Origin of the sequence: Candidatus Microbacterium colombiense, assembly GCA_029203165.1 — a bacterium.
Taxonomy (GTDB): domain Bacteria; phylum Actinomycetota; class Actinomycetes; order Actinomycetales; family Microbacteriaceae; genus Microbacterium; species Microbacterium colombiense.
Map to the genome: position 1 here is coordinate 1,313,868 of CP119308.1, position 16,064 is coordinate 1,329,931.

Annotated in this window: 9 protein-coding genes and 3 pseudogenes; 9 read left to right on the forward strand and 3 right to left on the reverse strand. The window is 68.8% G+C overall.

The genetic code is table 11. The features are described from left to right. Window positions 1–22: 22 nt before the first annotated feature. Window positions 23–1,258 carry an acyl-CoA dehydrogenase family protein gene (locus P0Y60_06405; GenBank protein ID WEK62380.1) on the reverse strand — a complete coding sequence of 412 codons (1,236 nt, stop codon included), beginning with the start codon at window positions 1,256–1,258 and terminating at the stop codon, window positions 23–25. 117 nt (window positions 1,259–1,375) lie between these two features. Beyond that, entirely contained in the window at window positions 1,376–2,047 is a 672-nt protein-coding gene (locus tag P0Y60_06410; GenBank protein WEK62381.1) for a TetR family transcriptional regulator, read from the reverse strand. Between the two features lie 147 nt (window positions 2,048–2,194). On the opposite strand from P0Y60_06410, the pseudogene sucC reads away from it, so the two are divergent. Beyond that, window positions 2,195–3,363 (forward strand): annotated as a pseudogene (sucC, locus tag P0Y60_06415) (ADP-forming succinate--CoA ligase subunit beta). Window positions 3,364–3,382: 19 nt separating this feature from the next. After that, window positions 3,383–4,288: pseudogene (gene sucD, locus P0Y60_06420) on the forward strand (succinate--CoA ligase subunit alpha). Between the two features lie 127 nt (window positions 4,289–4,415). On the opposite strand, the gene P0Y60_06425 reads toward sucD, so the two are convergent. Continuing rightward, window positions 4,416–5,888: an NCS2 family permease gene (locus P0Y60_06425; protein WEK62382.1), complete on the reverse strand. Its 1,473-nt coding sequence runs from the start codon at window positions 5,886–5,888 to the stop codon at window positions 4,416–4,418. Window positions 5,889–5,981: 93 nt separating this feature from the next. Between P0Y60_06425 and P0Y60_06430 the strand changes: the two genes are divergently transcribed. From P0Y60_06430 to P0Y60_06460, 7 genes and pseudogenes are all read left to right on the forward strand, one after another. Continuing rightward, entirely contained in the window at window positions 5,982–7,373 is a 1,392-nt protein-coding gene (locus tag P0Y60_06430; GenBank protein ID WEK62383.1) for a DUF6350 family protein, read from the forward strand. 70 nt (window positions 7,374–7,443) lie between these two features. After that, entirely contained in the window at window positions 7,444–8,031 is a 588-nt protein-coding gene (gene purN, locus P0Y60_06435) for a phosphoribosylglycinamide formyltransferase (GenBank protein WEK62384.1), read from the forward strand. Window positions 8,032–8,078: 47 nt separating this feature from the next. Next, window positions 8,079–9,687, forward strand: a pseudogene (gene purH, locus P0Y60_06440) (bifunctional phosphoribosylaminoimidazolecarboxamide formyltransferase/IMP cyclohydrolase). A 188-nt stretch (window positions 9,688–9,875) separates the two neighbouring features. After that, the gene (locus tag P0Y60_06445; protein WEK62385.1) at window positions 9,876–11,396 is read left to right on the forward strand and encodes an Ada metal-binding domain-containing protein; all 1,521 of its coding nucleotides are present in this window, start codon (window positions 9,876–9,878) and stop codon (window positions 11,394–11,396) included. Then, entirely contained in the window at window positions 11,393–11,890 is a 498-nt protein-coding gene (locus P0Y60_06450) for a methylated-DNA--[protein]-cysteine S-methyltransferase (GenBank protein WEK62386.1), read from the forward strand. The genes P0Y60_06445 and P0Y60_06450 overlap by 4 nt, the downstream gene beginning before the upstream one ends. 353 nt (window positions 11,891–12,243) lie before the next feature. Continuing rightward, window positions 12,244–14,175: an ABC transporter ATP-binding protein gene (locus P0Y60_06455; GenBank protein ID WEK62387.1), complete on the forward strand. Its 1,932-nt coding sequence runs from the start codon at window positions 12,244–12,246 to the stop codon at window positions 14,173–14,175. Further along, complete coding sequence (locus tag P0Y60_06460; protein ID WEK62388.1) at window positions 14,172–15,986, forward strand: ABC transporter ATP-binding protein; 1,815 nt, start codon at window positions 14,172–14,174, stop codon at window positions 15,984–15,986. Before P0Y60_06455 ends, P0Y60_06460 begins: the two co-directional genes overlap by 4 nt. Window positions 15,987–16,064 lie beyond the last annotated feature (78 nt).

Sequence of the window (16,064 nt, forward strand, 5' to 3'; positions counted from 1 at the left end):
GACGACCGGCCCGGATCGTGGCTCAGACGAAGGCGCTCATCCCGGTGATGTCGCGGCCGAGCAGCAGGGCCTGCACGCTCTCGGTGCCCTCGTAGGTGTGGATCGCCTCGATGTCGGCCATGTGCTGCATCACGCCGTTCTCGAGCAGGATGCCGTTGCCTCCGAGCAGGTCGCGGGCGATCGCGGCGACCCGTCGCGCCGCGCGCGTGTTGTGGAACTTCGCGAGCGACGCCTGCGTCGGACGCAACTCTCCCGCCGTCTCGAGGTCTGCCAGCCGGCGGCAGTACAGCTGCATCGCGGTCAGGTCCTCCAACATGTGCGTCAGGCGTTCCTGCACCATCTGGAACTTCGCGAGAGGACGCCCGAACTGCACGCGCATGCTCGCGTACGCCAGCGCGGCCTCGTAGCAGGCCGTGGCGTGCCCGAGGGCCGACCACGCGACGCCGGAGCGTGTCGCGTACAGCACGACGGAGGCATCCTTGAAGCTGTGGGTGCCGGGGAGTACTGCGTCGAGCGGCACCCGCACGTCGTCGAGCTCGATGTGCGCCTGGTGGATCGCCCGCAGCGATGCCTTGCCGCGGATCACGCTCCCCGTGTACCCGGCGACGTCCTGCTCCACGAGGAAGCAGCGCACGGCCCCGTGCTCGTCGGCTGTCTCGTCATCGACGCGTGCCCACACGAACGTGATGCCGCCGGAGGCGCCGTTGCCGATCCACTTCTTCGTACCGCGCAGTACCCACTCGTCTCCCTCGCGCCGGGCGGATGTCTCCAGCGACACCGAATCGGAACCGTGGTCCGGCTCGGTGAGGGCGAAGGAGCCGAGCACCGATCCGTCCGCGAGAGCGGTCAACCAGCGGTCCTGCTGGGCGTCGGAGCCGAAGAGCGCGAGCGTGCGCAGTGCCAGCCCGCCCTGCACCGCGAGGATCGTGCCGAGCGAGCCGTCGCCGCGCGAGATCTCCATGTTCACCAGACCGGCGGCCAGGGGGGAGAGGCGGGTGAGCGAGGGATGCTCGATCCCGTCGACGACGAGGTCCATCTCGCCCATGCGGCGGGCGGCATCGAGGGGATACTCGGCGCGGTCCCAGGCATCGGCCATCTGGCCGGCGACCTCGTCGATGTACGTCTTGGCCCGGTTCCAGGCCTCGAGATCCGCTGCGGGGATGTCGGCGAACACGGCGTAGTAGTCGCTGTCCTGGCGCCCGGTGATGTCGTACGACGAGACGCGCTCGCCGGGGAACGGGGAAGCCTCAGTGCTCATGATCTCTCCTTCGTGGCACCAAGTATCGTACTCGCCGAAACTCGGTTTCACGACAGGTGTGTTGAGAGGGCAGGCTGGTGCCGTCGAGGTGGGGTGAGCGGGCCTCGGGCGTCGAGATCAGCCGAGCTCGGCGCGAACGCGACGAGTGACCTCGGCGATGGGCATCGAACGCGGGAAGACCGCGACGACCACGTCATCGTCCGACGGTTCGGCCGCGGCATCCTGCTGCACGCCGAAGCGGCGCATCGCGACATCGAGCGCCTGACGGAGGGTGGATGCCGGCACGCGCTTGCCGCGCAGCATCTGGCGCAGCACGTGATTGTGCACGGCTGTGATCACCGCGGCGTAGCTCACGGCGTCGAGCGGATCGAGGTCGGGCAGCGATTCCCGCAGGTACTCGTCGAACAGTCGCTCGTAGCGGAACACCGCGACGATCTCCCGTTCGCGTAGCGCCGGGATCTGCCGCACCAGCTCGTAACGACGCCGTGCGACGTCGGGCTCGGCGGCGAAGTGGCGGAAGACGAGCATCGCACCGTCGGCGACCGTGGACCACGGATCGTCTTCCGACTCGGCGAAATGCTCGCGCAGCACGTCGAGCAGCAGCTCATGGTCGGCGAAGACGACGTCGTCCTTGCCGCCGAACTGTCGGAAGAAGGTGGAGCGGGAGACGCCGGCGGCCTTCGCGATCTGCTCGACCGACGTCTGGTCGAAACCGTGTTCCGCGAACAGGTCGAGTGCGGCCGCGACGACGCGGGTGGCGCTCGCTGCGGCGGAGGAGGATTCGCTCATCCTCTGATGCTAGGTCACGGCCCTCGGCTGCGGGGATCGGCGTCGTCCGGCGCGGGGGACGTCCAGACCGAGGTAGTAGGCTGGGGGACTGGTCGATGTCTCGACATCGAGAGAATTACCAGACAGCAGCCCAGTGAAGGAACCACAGTGGATCTGTACGAGTACCAGGCACGAGACGTTTTCGAGAAGTACGGAGTGCCGGTTCTCGCCGGCATCGTCGCGGACACCCCTGAGGAGGTGAGGGCGGCTGCCGAGAAGATCGGTGGAGTCGTCGTCGTCAAGGCTCAGGTGAAGACCGGCGGTCGTGGAAAGGCCGGCGGCGTCAAGGTCGCCAAGACCCCCGACGAGGCGTACGAAGCAGCGAAGGCCATCCTCGGCCTCGACATCAAGGGCCACGTCGTCAAGCGCGTCATGGTCGCCGCAGGGCGCCCGCATCGCCGAGGAGTTCTACTTCTCGGTGCTGCTGGACCGCGCCAACCGCTCCTACCTGTCGCCTCTGCTCGGTCGAGGGCGGCATGGAGATCGAGGAGCTCGCCGTCGAGCGCCCCGAGGCGCTCGCCCGCGTCGAGGTCAACCCGCTCACGGGCATCGACAAGGCGAAGGCCGTCGAGATCGCTCGCGCCGCGAACTTCCCCGAAGACCTCGTCGAGAAGGTCTCCGACGTCTTCGTCAAGCTCTTCGACGTCTACAAGGGCGAGGACGCGACGCTGGTCGAGGTCAACCCGCTCGTCCTCACCGAGGAGGGCGACATCGTCGCCCTCGACGGCAAGGTCACGCTCGACGACAACGCTCCGAGTTCCGCCACCCCGAGCACGAAGCGCTCGAGGACAAGGATGCCGCCGACCCGCTCGAGGCCAAGGCCAAGGCGTCCGGCCTCAACTACGTGAAGCTCGACGGCGAGGTCGGCATCATCGGCAACGGCGCAGGGCTCGTCATGTCGACGCTCGACGTGGTCGCCTACGCGGGCGAGAACCACAACGGCGTGAAGCCCGCCAACTTCCTCGACATCGGCGGCGGAGCCTCGGCGAGGTCATGGCCGCCGGCCTCGACGTCATCCTCGGCGACCCGCAGGTCAAGAGCGTCTTCGTCAACGTCTTCGGCGGCATCACCGCGTGCGACGCCGTCGCCAACGGCATCGTAAGGCGCGCTCGAGACGCTGGGCGACGACGGCCTCCAAGCCGCTCGTCGTGCGTCTCGACGGCAACCGCGTCGACGAGGGTCGCGCGATCCTCGCCGAGCACGCGCACCCGCTCGTGACCCTGGCCGCCACGATGGACGAGGGCGCCGACAAGGCCGCCGAGCTCGCCAACGCCTGAGACTGAAGGACTAGACAGAATGTCGATCTACCTCAACAAGGACTCCAAGGTCATCGTCCAGGGCATCACCGGCGGCGAGGGCACCAAGCACACCGCGCTCATGCTGAAGGCCGGCACCCAGGTCGTCGGCGGCGTCAACGCCCGCAAGGCCGGCACCACGGTCTCGCACACCGACAAGGACGGCAACGCCGTCGAGCTCCCCGTCTTCGCCTCGGTCGCCGAGGCCATCGAGGAGACCGGCGCCGACGTGTCGATCGCCTTCGTGCCGCCGGCGCCTTCACGAAGGACGCGATGATCGAGGCCATCGACGCCGAGATCCCGCTGCTCGTCGTCATCACCGAGGGCGTGCCCGTGCGGCGACTCCGCCGAGGCCTGGGCCTACGCGCAGAGCAAGGGCAACAAGACCCGCATCATCGGCCCGAACTGCCCCGGCATCATCACGCCGGGCGAGGCGCTCGTCGGCATCACGCCCGCGAACATCACCGGCAAGGGCCCGATCGGCCTCGTGTCGAAGTCGGGCACCCTGACCTACCAGATGATGTTCGAGCTGCGCGACCTGGGCTTCTCGACCGCCATCGGCATCGGCGGCGACCCGGTCATCGGCACCACGCACATCGACGCGCTCGCCGCGTTCGAGGCCGACCCCGAGACCAAGGCGATCGTGATGATCGGCGAGATCGGCGGCGACGCCGAGGAGCGCGCCGCCGACTACATCAAGGCGAACGTCACGAAGCCGGTCGTCGGCTACGTCGCGGGCTTCACCGCTCCCGAGGGCAAGACGATGGGCCACGCCGGCGCGATCGTCTCCGGCTCGGCGGGCACCGCGCAGGCGAAGAAGGAGGCCCTCGAGGCCGCCGGGGTCAAGGTCGGCAAGACGCCGTCCGAGACCGCCGACCTGATGCGCGCGATCATCGAGTCGCTCTGATCTGAGGTACGCTTGATCTGAAGGCCCCGGACTCCACTCTGGGGCCTTCTTTCATGCCCGCAGAACATCAGCGGACACGGAAGAGGGGCGGATGCCGCAGCACCCGCCCCTCTCGTACGACTGCGTGTCAGATCGCGACGCCGAAGAGGGCCTCGATCGGTCCGCGTGCGAAGAACAGCACGAATCCGGCGGCGACCGCCCACAGCAGGGGACTGATCTTCTTCGCCTTGCCCGACAGCGACTGCACGAGCACCCAGCTCACGAAGCCCGCGCCGATGCCGTTCGCGATCGAGTACGTCAGCGGCATCACGGTCACCGTGAGGAAGACCGGGAGCAGCACGGCGAAGTCGCCGAGGTCGATGTACTTGATCTGCGCCATCATCATCGCGCCCACGATGATCAGCGCGGCGGCGGCGATCTCGGTCGGGACGATCGAGGTGAGCGGGGTGAGGAACATCGCGACGAGGAAGATGCCACCGGTGACCACGTTGGCGAGTCCGGTGCGCGCGCCTTCGCCGATGCCGGCGCCGGACTCGATGAACACCGTGCTCGACGACGACGACGTGGCGCCACCGGCGATCGCGCCGACGCCCTCGACGATCAGAGCCGACTTGATGCGGGGGAAGTCGCCCTTCTCATCGGCGAGTCCCGCCTCCTTCGCGAGTCCGGTCATGGTGCCCATGGCGTCGAAGAAGTTCGAGAAGACGAGGGTGAAGACGATCATCACGAGGGCGACGAGGCTGACCTTGTTGAAGTCGAAGCCGAAGTCGACCGCGCCGATCAGGCTCAGATCGGGCAGGCTGACGGGCGAGCCGGTGAGGGCGGGAACCGTGAGGCTCCACCCGCCGGGGTTGCCCTGGCCGTCTGCGGCGACCTGCGGTCCGAGGTGCCAGATCGCCTCGACGATGACGGCCAGCACGGTGCCGGAGACCAGACCGATGAGGAGGCCGCCCTTGACCTTGCGGGCCACGAGGATGCCGGTGAGCACGAGCGTCGCGACGAACAGCACGGTCGGCACGGTGGCGATCGATCCTCCGATGCCGAGGCCGACGGGCGGCGACGCGGCGCCGGTCGCCGTGACGAAGCCCGAGTTCACGAAGCCGATGAACGCGATGAAGAAGCCGATACCGACCGTGATCGCGATCTTGAGCTGGAAGGGGACGGCGTCGAAGATCAGCTTGCGCAGGCCGGTCGCGGCGAGCAGCACGATCACGATGCCGTTGATCATCACCAGCGCCATGGCTTCGGCCCAGGTGACCTGCCCGACGACCGAGAAGGCGACGAAGGCGTTGATCCCGAGCCCGGCCGCGAAGCCGAACGGCAGTCGCGTCACGAGGCCGAACAGGATCGTCATGACGCCGGCGGTGAGCGCGGTCGCGGCTCCGACGGCGCTGAAGTTCAGCGTCGTGCCATCCACATCGGCGGCACCGGTGAGGATGATCGGGTTCAGGATCACGATGTAGGCCATCGTCACGAACGTGACCAGGCCACCTCGGATCTCGGTGCCGACAGTGGATCCGCGTTTGCTGATCTCGAAGAAGCGATCGAGCGCGTTCTTGGGTTCGGTGGTCGCAGGAGCGGGGGACGGGGCAGTTGTCATCGGGGGAACCTCCGCTGGAGACGATATCGTGTCGCCCGCACCCGCGCGCGCCCACAGGAGGCGGCGGGATTCTCGTCGTAGTCTCGAATCGCTATGCAACGCCTCCTCGTCGTGCTCCTCGCCGCCTTCGACGCCGCCATCTCGGCCGCCGTGGGCCTCGCCGTGCTGCTCGCCCCGCTCACCCTGTTGTGGACCGTCGCCTTCGGTGCCACGGCGGACTGGGGAGCGCTCTGGCCGCTGACGGGTACGCTGTGGCAGTTCGGGCACGGCGTCGGGATCGATGTCACCATCCCCGCCGAGCTGCTGGTCGCCCTCGCGATCCCGCCCGCCGCAGCGAGTTTCATCGTCTCGGTCCCTCCTCTCGCATTCCTCCTGTTCACGCTGCTGTTCGCCGCCCGCTCGGGAGCCCGGGCCGCCAGAGCGGGCGCCTGGCTGTCGGGCGTCCTCTCCGGGGTGTCGGTGTTCGCCGCGATCTCAGCCGGAGTCGCGCTGTCCTCTCGGCTCGACGCGGCGCAGACCTCCTTGCCGCTCGCGATCATCGCGCCAGCTGCGGTCTACCTCGTGGGAGCGCTGTGCGGGGCGGTGCGGATCGCGTGGGAGGACGGCGACGGCGGCATCGTCGACCGCGTTCACGACATCGTCGACAGCTGGAGCGACTGGGCACCTGTTCCCGCGGCCATCGTGCGTGGCACCGTCTTCGCGGTGGTCGGAGTCACGGCGGCTGCGGCGCTCACCGTCGCTCTCATGACCCTCCTGCGCGGGGGTGAGGTCGTCGCGCTGTTCCAGTCCGCGCGCGTGGATGCGCTCGGCGCGACCGTGATGGCCCTTGCGCAGTTCGCCTATCTGCCGACGCTGCTCGTGTGGGCGGCGTCGTGGTTGGCCGGCCCGGGGTTCGCCGTCGGCGTCGGCACCGCCGTGTCACCCGCCGGCACACAGCTCGGCGTCGTTCCCGGCATCCCGATCCTGGGCCTGTTGCCCGAGAACAGTTCGATCTGGATGCTCATCGTCGTGCTCGTGCCGATCGCGGCCGGAGCGGTCGCCGGATGGGCCGTACGCTCGCGTCTGGTGTGGGAGGGGACCCCTCTCGCGCTGCTGCCTCGCGCGACGATCGCGTTCGGCATCGGAGTCGTGACCGCAGGAGTCGCCGCGATCGCCGGTGCTCTCGCGCACGGCTCGATCGGCCCGGGGCGGTTGATCGAGATCGGACCGGCTCCCGTACCGTTCGCTCTCGCGCTGGGCGGCGAGGTGGTCATCGGAGCGGCGATCCTTCTGCTCTCTCCGCGCCATCGTGACGAGCTCGCGGAGGAACGCACCGACCGCTGGGCAGCGGAGATGGGAGACTCCCGGTCGAGTGAATCGGCGTCGGCGCCGGCCGCGCCGTGGATCCCGGAGGGGCAGAACGCCTCGCCGGACGACACAGCGCCGCTCGACGACCTCGGTCGTTTCGGCGTGCCCGGCGACCACAGGCCCGATCTCCGCACCTGATCGCGCGATCCCCGTCGGCGACGTCGTCTTCGGGACGGGAGGGGCTCACGCGCCCCGGTAGACTGGGCGCGTGTTCACGGTCGCCGTTCTCATCTCGGGCACCGGCTCGAATCTTCGCGCCCTCCTCGAGGCTGCTCGTCATCCCGACTTCCCGGCGCGAGTCGTCGTGGTCGGCGCTGATCGCGAGGCGGAAGGTCTGGCGCACGCCGAGGAGTTCGGCATCCCGAGCTTCACGGTCCCCTGGCACGAGCACGAGAGCCGCGAGGCCTGGGGCGAGGAGCTCGCCCGCCAGTTGCGGGTCTGGACGCCCGACCTGGTCGTGTTGAGCGGACTCATGCGCCTGCTCCCGCCCTCGCTCGTCGCCGAGTTCGCCCCGCGCCTGATCAACACGCACCCCGCGTTCCTGCCCGAGTTCCCCGGAGCGCACGGCGTGCGCGACGCGTTGGCGGCGGGCGGCACGCAGACCGGTGCGAGCGTGATCGTGGTCGATGACGGCGTCGACACCGGCCCCATCCTGGCGCAGGAGCGCGTGTCGATCCTCCCGGGTGACACCGAACACAGCCTGCACGAACGCATCAAGCCGGTCGAACGCCGGCTGCTGATCGACGTCGTGCGCGGCATCGCCACCGGCGAGCTGTCGCTGACCGCCGCATCCTGACTTCCCCCTCCCACCGACGCACGTCCTCACGCACGAAGGAGCCCATCATGGCCGGCCCCCGCCACGACCCCTCGATGTACCGCGAACGCGACACGGTGCCGATCCGGCGCGCGCTCGTCTCGGTGAGCGACAAGACCGATCTGCTGACGCTGGCGGCCGCGCTCGCCGAGGTCGGAGCCGAGATCGTCTCGACCGGTTCGACGGCATCGACCATCCGTGAGGCCGGCTTCGCAGTCACCGATGTGGCCGCTGTCACCGGTGTCGCCGAGATGCTCGACGGGCGCGTGAAGACGCTCCACCCCAAGATCCACGGCGGCCTGCTCGCCGACCTCCGACTCGAGGACCACGAGCGGCAGCTCGCTGAGCTCGAGATCAGCCCCTTCGACCTCGTCGTCGTGAACCTCTACCCGTTCGTCGAGACCGTCGCCTCCGGCGCGCTCGGCGATGACGTGGTCGAGCAGATCGACATCGGCGGCCCCGCGATGGTGCGTGCCGCCGCGAAGAACCACGCGAACGTCGCCATCGTCGTCTCGCCGCAGTCCTACCCCGCCATCGTCAGCGCGATCGTGGACGGCGGAACGACGCTGTCTCAGCGCCGTGAACTCGCGGCCCGTGCCTTCGCACACACGGCCGCGTATGACACGGCCGTCGCCTCCTGGTTCGCCGAGGGCACGCTGAACGCCGACGGCGACCTGCCTGCGCACCTCACGATCCAGGCGGAGCGCCTGGCCACGCTGCGCTACGGCGAGAACTCGCACCAGCGCGGCGCGATCTACACGCGCTCCGGTGGTCACGGCATCGCCCAGGCCACGCAGCTCCAGGGCAAGGAGATGTCGTACAACAACTACGTCGATGCGGATGCCGCGCTCCGGGCCGCGTATGACATGGTCAAGCCGGCCGTGGCGATCATCAAGCACGCGAACCCGTGCGGCATCGCCACCACGGCACCGAACGCGCTCGACCCGATCGCCAGCGCTCACATCCGCGCGCACGAGTGTGACCCGGTCTCGGCCTACGGGGGAGTGATCGCAGCCAACGGCACCGTCACGCTGAAGATGGCCGAGAACCTCAAGGACATCTTCACCGAGGTCATCGTTGCTCCCTCGTTCGAGCCCGCGGCCCTCGAGGTCTTCAAGGCGAAGAAGAACCTGCGTCTGCTGCAGCTGCCCGAGGACTGGCAGCAGGAGCGCATGGACGTGCGTCTGGTCTCCGGCGGACTGCTGCTGCAGGATGCCGACCGCTTCCCCGACGACATCGTGTCGGTCGCCAAGAACTGGGAGCTCGTCTCGGGCGAGCAGCCGAGCGACGGCCGAGATGGAGAACCTCATCTTCGCGTGGAAGGCATGCCGCGCGGTCAAGTCGAACGCGATCGTGCTCGCGAAGGACAACGCCACGGTCGGCGTCGGCATGGGCCAGGTCAACCGCGTCGACTCGTGCCGCCTCGCGGTCGAGCGCGCCGGTGATCGCGCCGCCGGGTCGTTCGCGGCATCCGACGCGTTCTTCCCGTTCGCCGACGGCGCCCAGGTGCTGATCGACGCCGGCGTCACGGCGATCGTGCAGCCCGGTGGATCGGTGCGCGATGCCGAGGTCGTCGATGCCGCCCGCAAGGCCGGTGTGACGATGTTCTTCACCGGGGAGCGCCACTTCTTCCACTGAGTCGCGGCCTCCGGCAGCGCCGAGACCCCCGCTCATCACCGAGACCCCCGTCTGCACACGACTGCAGGCGGGGGTCTCGGCGTCAGGAGGGGGCCTCGGCGCCGAGGGGGCGGCGAGAGGGCGAGGGCGGGCACAGTCGTGTCCGATTTCCGCCAGTGGATGTCGGGGGTGCGTGGCAGAGTTGAGCCATGAGCTTCCCCGTGATCGACTTCGACGAGCGGTACCGTGCCATCAGTGCGCGGGACACCCGCTTCGACGGCCAGTTCGTCACGGCCGTCCGCACGACCGGCATCTACTGCCGTCCGAGCTGCCCCGCGCGCACGCCCAAGCCGCAGAACGTGACGTTCTATCCGACCAGCGCCGCCGCGCATGAGGCGGGTTACCGGGCGTGCAAACGCTGCCTCCCCGAGGCGGCGCCGGGGTCGCCGGCGTGGGACATCCGCGGTGATACGGCGGCGCGTGCCATGCGGTTGATCTCCGCCGGGGTCGTCGAGCGCGAGGGAGTGCCAGGGCTCGCGGCGCGGCTGGGCTATTCGGACCGCCACCTCACGCGACTGCTCACCGCCGAACTCGGCGCAGGCCCCCTCGCGCTCGCCAGGGCACACCGAGCGCACACGGCTCGCATGTTGCTCGTCGGGACGGACATGCCTGTCTCCGACGTCGCCTTCTCCGCGGGGTTCGCGAGCATCCGACAGTGCAATGACACGATCCGTGAGGTGTTCGGTCTCACGCCCGGCGAGCTCCGTGCCCGTCGCCGCATGTCGGCGTCGGCGGTTCCTGGCGCGATCGATCTCGTGCTGCCGTATCGGGGGCCTTTCGATGCGAGCGGCATCTTCGCGTGGATGTCGGCTCGTGCACTGCCCGGCGTGGAGGAGGCGACAGAGACGTCGTTCTCGCGCCATCTGCGCATGTCCGGCGGGCCGGCCTGGTTCGAGGTCAGTCAAGACGAGAAGCAACGGTTGCACCTCCGAGCCCGGGTCGCCCGGCTGGGTGATCTCGCGCCGCTGGTGTCGACCGCGCGCCGCATCTTCGACCTCGACGCCGACCCGCTCGCGATCGACCACGCGCTCTCCGCACATCCCGAACTCGCTCCGCTCGTGGAGCGCACGCCCGGGATCCGTGTTCCCGGGTCCGCCGACCCCCACGAGATGCTGATCCGCGCGATGGTGGGCCAGCAGATCACGGTCGTGGCCGCACGTACGGCGCTCACCGCGCTGGCCGAAGCGCTGGGGGAGCGTGTCGAGAACGGCATCCTGTTCCCGACCATGGCGGCGATCGCCGAGCGCGGCGCCGAGGTGCTGCGCGGCCCCGCTGCGCGCATCCGTGCGATCACCGGCGCGGCAGCGGCGTTGGCCGACGGCTCGCTCACCCTCACCGTCGGCGACGATGGGGTCCGGCAGCGAGAGGCACTGCTGGCGATGCCGGGGATCGGCCCCTGGACCGCCGACTACGTGCGCATGCGCGTGCTCGGTGACCCCGACGTGCTGTTGCCTGGCGATGTCGCCCTGCGGGCGGGGGCAGCCGCGGCCGGCCTCCCGGGCGAACCCCGACCTCTCACCGCCTGGGCCGAGCGCACCGCGCCCTGGCGCAGCTATCTCAGCGCGCACCTCTGGCGCTCTGCGCCCGTGCGCACTTCCGGCACCCGACGGGCGGCACCCGCCGTGCCCGTCGACGCACGCACCGCTACGACCTCGAAGGAGACCTCATGACCGCCCTCATCCAGACGTTCGACACCCCGGACGGCGCCTTCACCATCCTCGCGGACGACCACCAGCGGGTGCTCTCCTCGGGATGGACCGACAACGTCGAGGCGATCCTCGACCGACTGCCCGCCGCAGCGCGTCCGCTCACGGTGCGGGAGGCGGAGACGGATGCCGCCGCCGCCGCCCTGGCCTACTACGCGGGCGACCTCACCGCGATCGACGCCGTGGCCGTGAAGCAGTCCGGCACGGCGCTGCAACTCGCCGGGTGGTCGATGCTGCGAGCGATCGAACCGGGGGAGCCCGTGACGTACACGGGCTTCGCGGCTCGGCTCGACAACCCGCGCGCAGTGCGGGCGGCGGCATCCATCTGCGCCCGCAATGCCCCGGCGCTGTTCGTGCCCTGTCACCGGGTGCTGCGTACCGACGGCACGTTGGGCGGGTTCGCCTGGGGAGTCGACGTCAAGCAGCGCTTGTTGGCTCGGGAATCCCGCACGGCGTGAGTGACGAGAACGGGGCGGCGATCGGTCTTCCGGTCGCCGCCCTGCGGCGTGCGTGAGGGGCGGCGTCCACGAATCGGGAATGACTCTTGCGTTCAGCTGGTTCACAGCAATAGGCTGGTGGGCTGTCGCACCAACCGGACGACACCGCCGAGCCCCTGAGGAGGACACCATGACCGCCATCCTGGTCACGCAGATCGCAGATCTCAGCTCGGCCCCGGTGCGCTCGCTCGATTAGAGCCGCACCCGCGCCGAACACCGCGCCCCCGCTGCATCGGATGCAGGACTCCGAGAGTCCCCTCTTGCCTCCGCCCTTCTTCTGAAACCGCTTTCCGTACGAACCTCATCTGAGAGACATGTCTTCCTCGCCTTCCTCGCAGAATCAGTCCCCGTCGTCCTCGCTGTCCACTCCGGCCGCGCTGTGGCGACTCAAGCCCTTCGTCCGTCCCGTCATCTGGCGTCTCGCCGGTGGCGCTGCCAGTGCGCTCGTCGCCGCGATCATCGCGTTGATGATCCCGATCGTGCTCGAGCAGGTCATCCGCGGTCCCGTCCAGTCGGGCGAGATCGGAGCGATCGCCTGGGGCGCCGTCGCCGTGCTCGTGCTCGCGTTCGGTGAGGCGCTCATGGTCTGGCTCCGCCGCCAGTTCGTCCTCAACCCCGCGACCGAGGTCGAGTACCGCATGCGTACCGACCTCTACTCGCGCCTGCAGACCCTGCCGGTGTCGTTCCACGACCGCTGGCAGTCCGGCCAGCTGCTGAGCCGCATGATGCAGGACATCGGACTCATCCGCCGCTGGTTGGCGTTCGGTCTGGTGCTGCTCGTGGTGAACCTCCTCACGATCGTCATCGGATCGGTCCTGCTCTTCCGCTGGCACTGGCTGCTCGGTGCGATCTTCCTGGTCACCGCGCTCCCGCTGTGGATCCGCGGGTACCTCTTCGAGAAGCGCTACGGCGCGCTCACCCGCCGTAGCCAGGACCAGGCCGGCGACCTCGCCACGAGCGTGGAGGAGAGCGTGCACGGCATCCGCGTGCTCAAGGCGTTCGGGCGCGGGAAGCACGCGCTCAGCCGCTTCAGCCGCCAGGCCGAGACGCTGCGTGAGACCGAGATGAGCAAGGCCAGCGCGATCGCCTCGATCTGGTTCTGGCTCGACCTCATGCCGCAGATCGCCTTCGGGCTCAGCCTGATGAGCGGCATCTGGTTGATCTCCCAGGGTCAGATCGACGAGGCACAGCTGTTCGCGTTCTTCGCGATGGCCGTGGTGTTGCGCTGGCCGATCGAGTCGATCGGCTTCCTCTTCTCGTTCATGCTCGACGCCCGCACGGCGACCGACCGTGTCTTCGACATCTTCTCGGAGACGAACTCGATCACCGACCCGGAGAACCCCGTGCACATCGCTGAGCCGCGCGGTGAGCTCGCCTTCGAGGGCGCCCACTTCCGCTACCAGGACGCGGGGACCGACGAGCGCGATCTGCTCGACGGCATCGATCTCGTCCTGCGGCCGGGGGAGACCATGGCACTCGTCGGTCTGACCGGCAGCGGCAAGACCACGCTCACGACCCTTCCGACGCGTCTGTACGACGTCACCGGCGGCCGCGTCACGCTCGACGGGGTCGACGTGCGCGACCTCCCGCTCGCGGAACTGCGTCAGCACATCGCGATGGCCTTCGAAGACGCGACCCTGTTCTCGGCGACCGTGCGGGAGAACGTGCTGCTCGGACGTGCCGAGCTCGACGTTCACAGCGAGCAGGCAGAGCGCGAACTGCGCGAGGCGCTCGATGTGGCGCAGGCGTCGTTCGTCGACGCGCTGCCCGACGGCGTCGAGACGGTCATCGGTGAAGAGGGACTCAGCCTCTCGGGCGGACAACGTCAGCGTCTGGCGCTGGCCCGTGCCGTGGCGGCGAAGCCCAAGGTGCTCGTCCTCGACGACCCTCTGTCGGCGCTCGATGTCGATACCGAGGCCCTCGTCGAAGCGGCGCTGCGCCGAGTCCTGGCAGACACCACCGCCATGATCGTCGCGCACCGACCGTCCACGGTCGCACTCGCCGACCGTGTGGCCCTGCTCGAAGCGGGACGCATCACCGCCGTCGGTACCCATGCCGAGCTGCTCAGGTCGAGCCAGCACTACCGTCATGTGATCTCGAGCCTCGAGGCCGAGGAAGCCGCGCGCACCGGGGCGATCCCGGTCATCCGCGACACGGATGGCGACACCGATGACGACACCGGTGACGACCTCGAGTCGAACCGCCCCGATACCGACAAGATCACCGTGCAGGAGGTGCAGCGATGAGCTCCGCCATCACCGGAACCCAGAACGAGGACCGTTCCGAGTACACCCGCGAGGAGAGCAAGGCGATCCGTCGTCGATCCCTCCGGCTGCTCGGGTCGCTCGTCGTGCCGTTGCGCCCGCAGATCGTGCTGGCCGCCGTCGTGCTGGTGGTGTCGACCGCCCTGCAGGTGGCCGGCCCCATCCTCATCAGCATCGGGCTGGACCGCGCGCTGCCCGCCGTGCTCGAGCACTCCGACTGGATGCCGACGTTCATGATCGGTGGCATCTACCTGTTCGCCGGCATCATGGCGGCGGCGCTGATCGCGTGGTACGTGATGATCGCGGCTCGTCTGACGCAGGCGGTGCTGCTGGACCTCCGCAAGCGCATCTTCCTGCACACGCAGAAGCTGAGCCTGGAGTTCCACGAGTCGTACACCTCGGGCCGCATCATCTCGCGCCAGACGAGCGACCTCGACTCGATCAAGGAGCTTCTCGACGGGGGGCTCAACGAGCTGGTGTCCGGCGTGCTCTTCGGGCTGTTCACGTTCATCGCGTTGATGGTGTGGGACTGGCAGTCAGGCGTGATCCTCGCGCTCGGCGGGGTGCCGCTGTTCTTCCTGATGCGCTGGTTCTACTCGCGTTCGCAGCTCGTGTACCGCGAGTCGCGCGTGATCAGCGCCCAGGTGATCGTGCAGTTCGTCGAGACGATGACCGGCATCCGTGCCGTCAAGGCGTTCCGCAAGGAGCCGCGCAACGACGTCTCGTTCCAGAAGATCGCCGGCGACTACCGCGACGTGAACCGTCGCTCGATGCTGCTGTTCGGCACCTTCGAGCCGGGGCTGATGAGCGTGGCCGCCGTCGTGCTCGGCGCCGTGGTGCTGTGGGGCGGCATCCGCGTGTCGACCGGGGCGCTCACCGTGGGTGTGCTGCTGTCGGCCGTGCTGTACGTGCGCAACTTCTTCGCGCCCATGCAGGAGATCGCGATGTTCCTGAACTCCTACCAGTCGGCGACCGCCGCGCTGGAGAAGGTGTCGGGCGTGCTCGAAGAGGTCCCCACTGTTCCGGACCCCGAGAAGCCGGTCGACCTGTGGGAGTCGCGCGGGCACATCGAGTTCGACGAGGTGACCTTCGGGTACACCGGCGAGAAGACGATCCTGCCGAATTTCTCGCTCGACATCCCGGCGGGGCAGACCATCGCACTGGTCGGCACGACCGGTGCAGGCAAGTCGACGCTGGCGAAGCTGATCTCGCGCTTCTACGACCCGACTCTCGGCAGCGTGAAGCTGGACGGCATCGATCTGCGCTCGCTGCACCCGAAGGATCTCCGTCGCGCGATCGTCATGGTCACGCAGGAGGCCTATCTGTTCAGCGGCACGGTCGCCGACAACATCGCCCTCGGCAAGCCGGATGCGACGCTCGACGAGATCCGCGCGGCGGCACGAGCGGTGGGCGCTGACGGGTTCATCTCCGCCCTGCCGGACGGGTACAACAGCGACGTCAACAAGCGCGGCGGCCGTGTGTCGGCGGGACAGCGTCAGCTGATCTCGTTCGCTCGGGCGTTCCTCGCCGACCCCGCGGTCCTGATCCTCGACGAGGCGACGGCATCGCTCGACATCCCCTCGGAGCGTCTGATCCAGGACGCGCTGCAGACGCTGCTGGCCGACCGCACCGCGATCATCATCGCGCACCGGCTGTCGACGGTGGCGATCGCCGATCGGGTGCTGGTGATGGAGCACGGTCGCATCATCGAAGATGACACGCCCGCCACTCTGATCGGCGGCACGGGCAAGTTCGCACAGTTGCACGCGGCGTGGCAGGAGACGCTCGTCTAGCTCGCACTCGCACTCGCACTCGCACCGCTCCGGTCGCGATATGTCAGCAGAAACCATCGGTTGAGCTGCCATATCGCG

What these genes read in the sequence shown, in the direction of transcription:
- P0Y60_06405 (WEK62380.1), bottom strand. Translation starts at nt 1,258, where the DNA reads ATGAGCACTGAGGCTTCCCCGTTCCCCGGCGAGCGCGTCTCGTCGTAC.
- P0Y60_06410 (WEK62381.1), bottom strand. Translation starts at nt 2,047, where the DNA reads ATGAGCGAATCCTCCTCCGCCGCAGCGAGCGCCACCCGCGTCGTCGCG.
- P0Y60_06425 (WEK62382.1), bottom strand. Translation starts at nt 5,888, where the DNA reads ATGACAACTGCCCCGTCCCCCGCTCCTGCGACCACCGAACCCAAGAAC.
- P0Y60_06430 (WEK62383.1), top strand. Translation starts at nt 5,982, where the DNA reads ATGCAACGCCTCCTCGTCGTGCTCCTCGCCGCCTTCGACGCCGCCATC.
- P0Y60_06445 (WEK62385.1), top strand. Translation starts at nt 9,876, where the DNA reads ATGAGCTTCCCCGTGATCGACTTCGACGAGCGGTACCGTGCCATCAGT.
- P0Y60_06450 (WEK62386.1), top strand. Translation starts at nt 11,393, where the DNA reads ATGACCGCCCTCATCCAGACGTTCGACACCCCGGACGGCGCCTTCACC.
- P0Y60_06455 (WEK62387.1), top strand. Translation starts at nt 12,244, where the DNA reads ATGTCTTCCTCGCCTTCCTCGCAGAATCAGTCCCCGTCGTCCTCGCTG.
- P0Y60_06460 (WEK62388.1), top strand. Translation starts at nt 14,172, where the DNA reads ATGAGCTCCGCCATCACCGGAACCCAGAACGAGGACCGTTCCGAGTAC.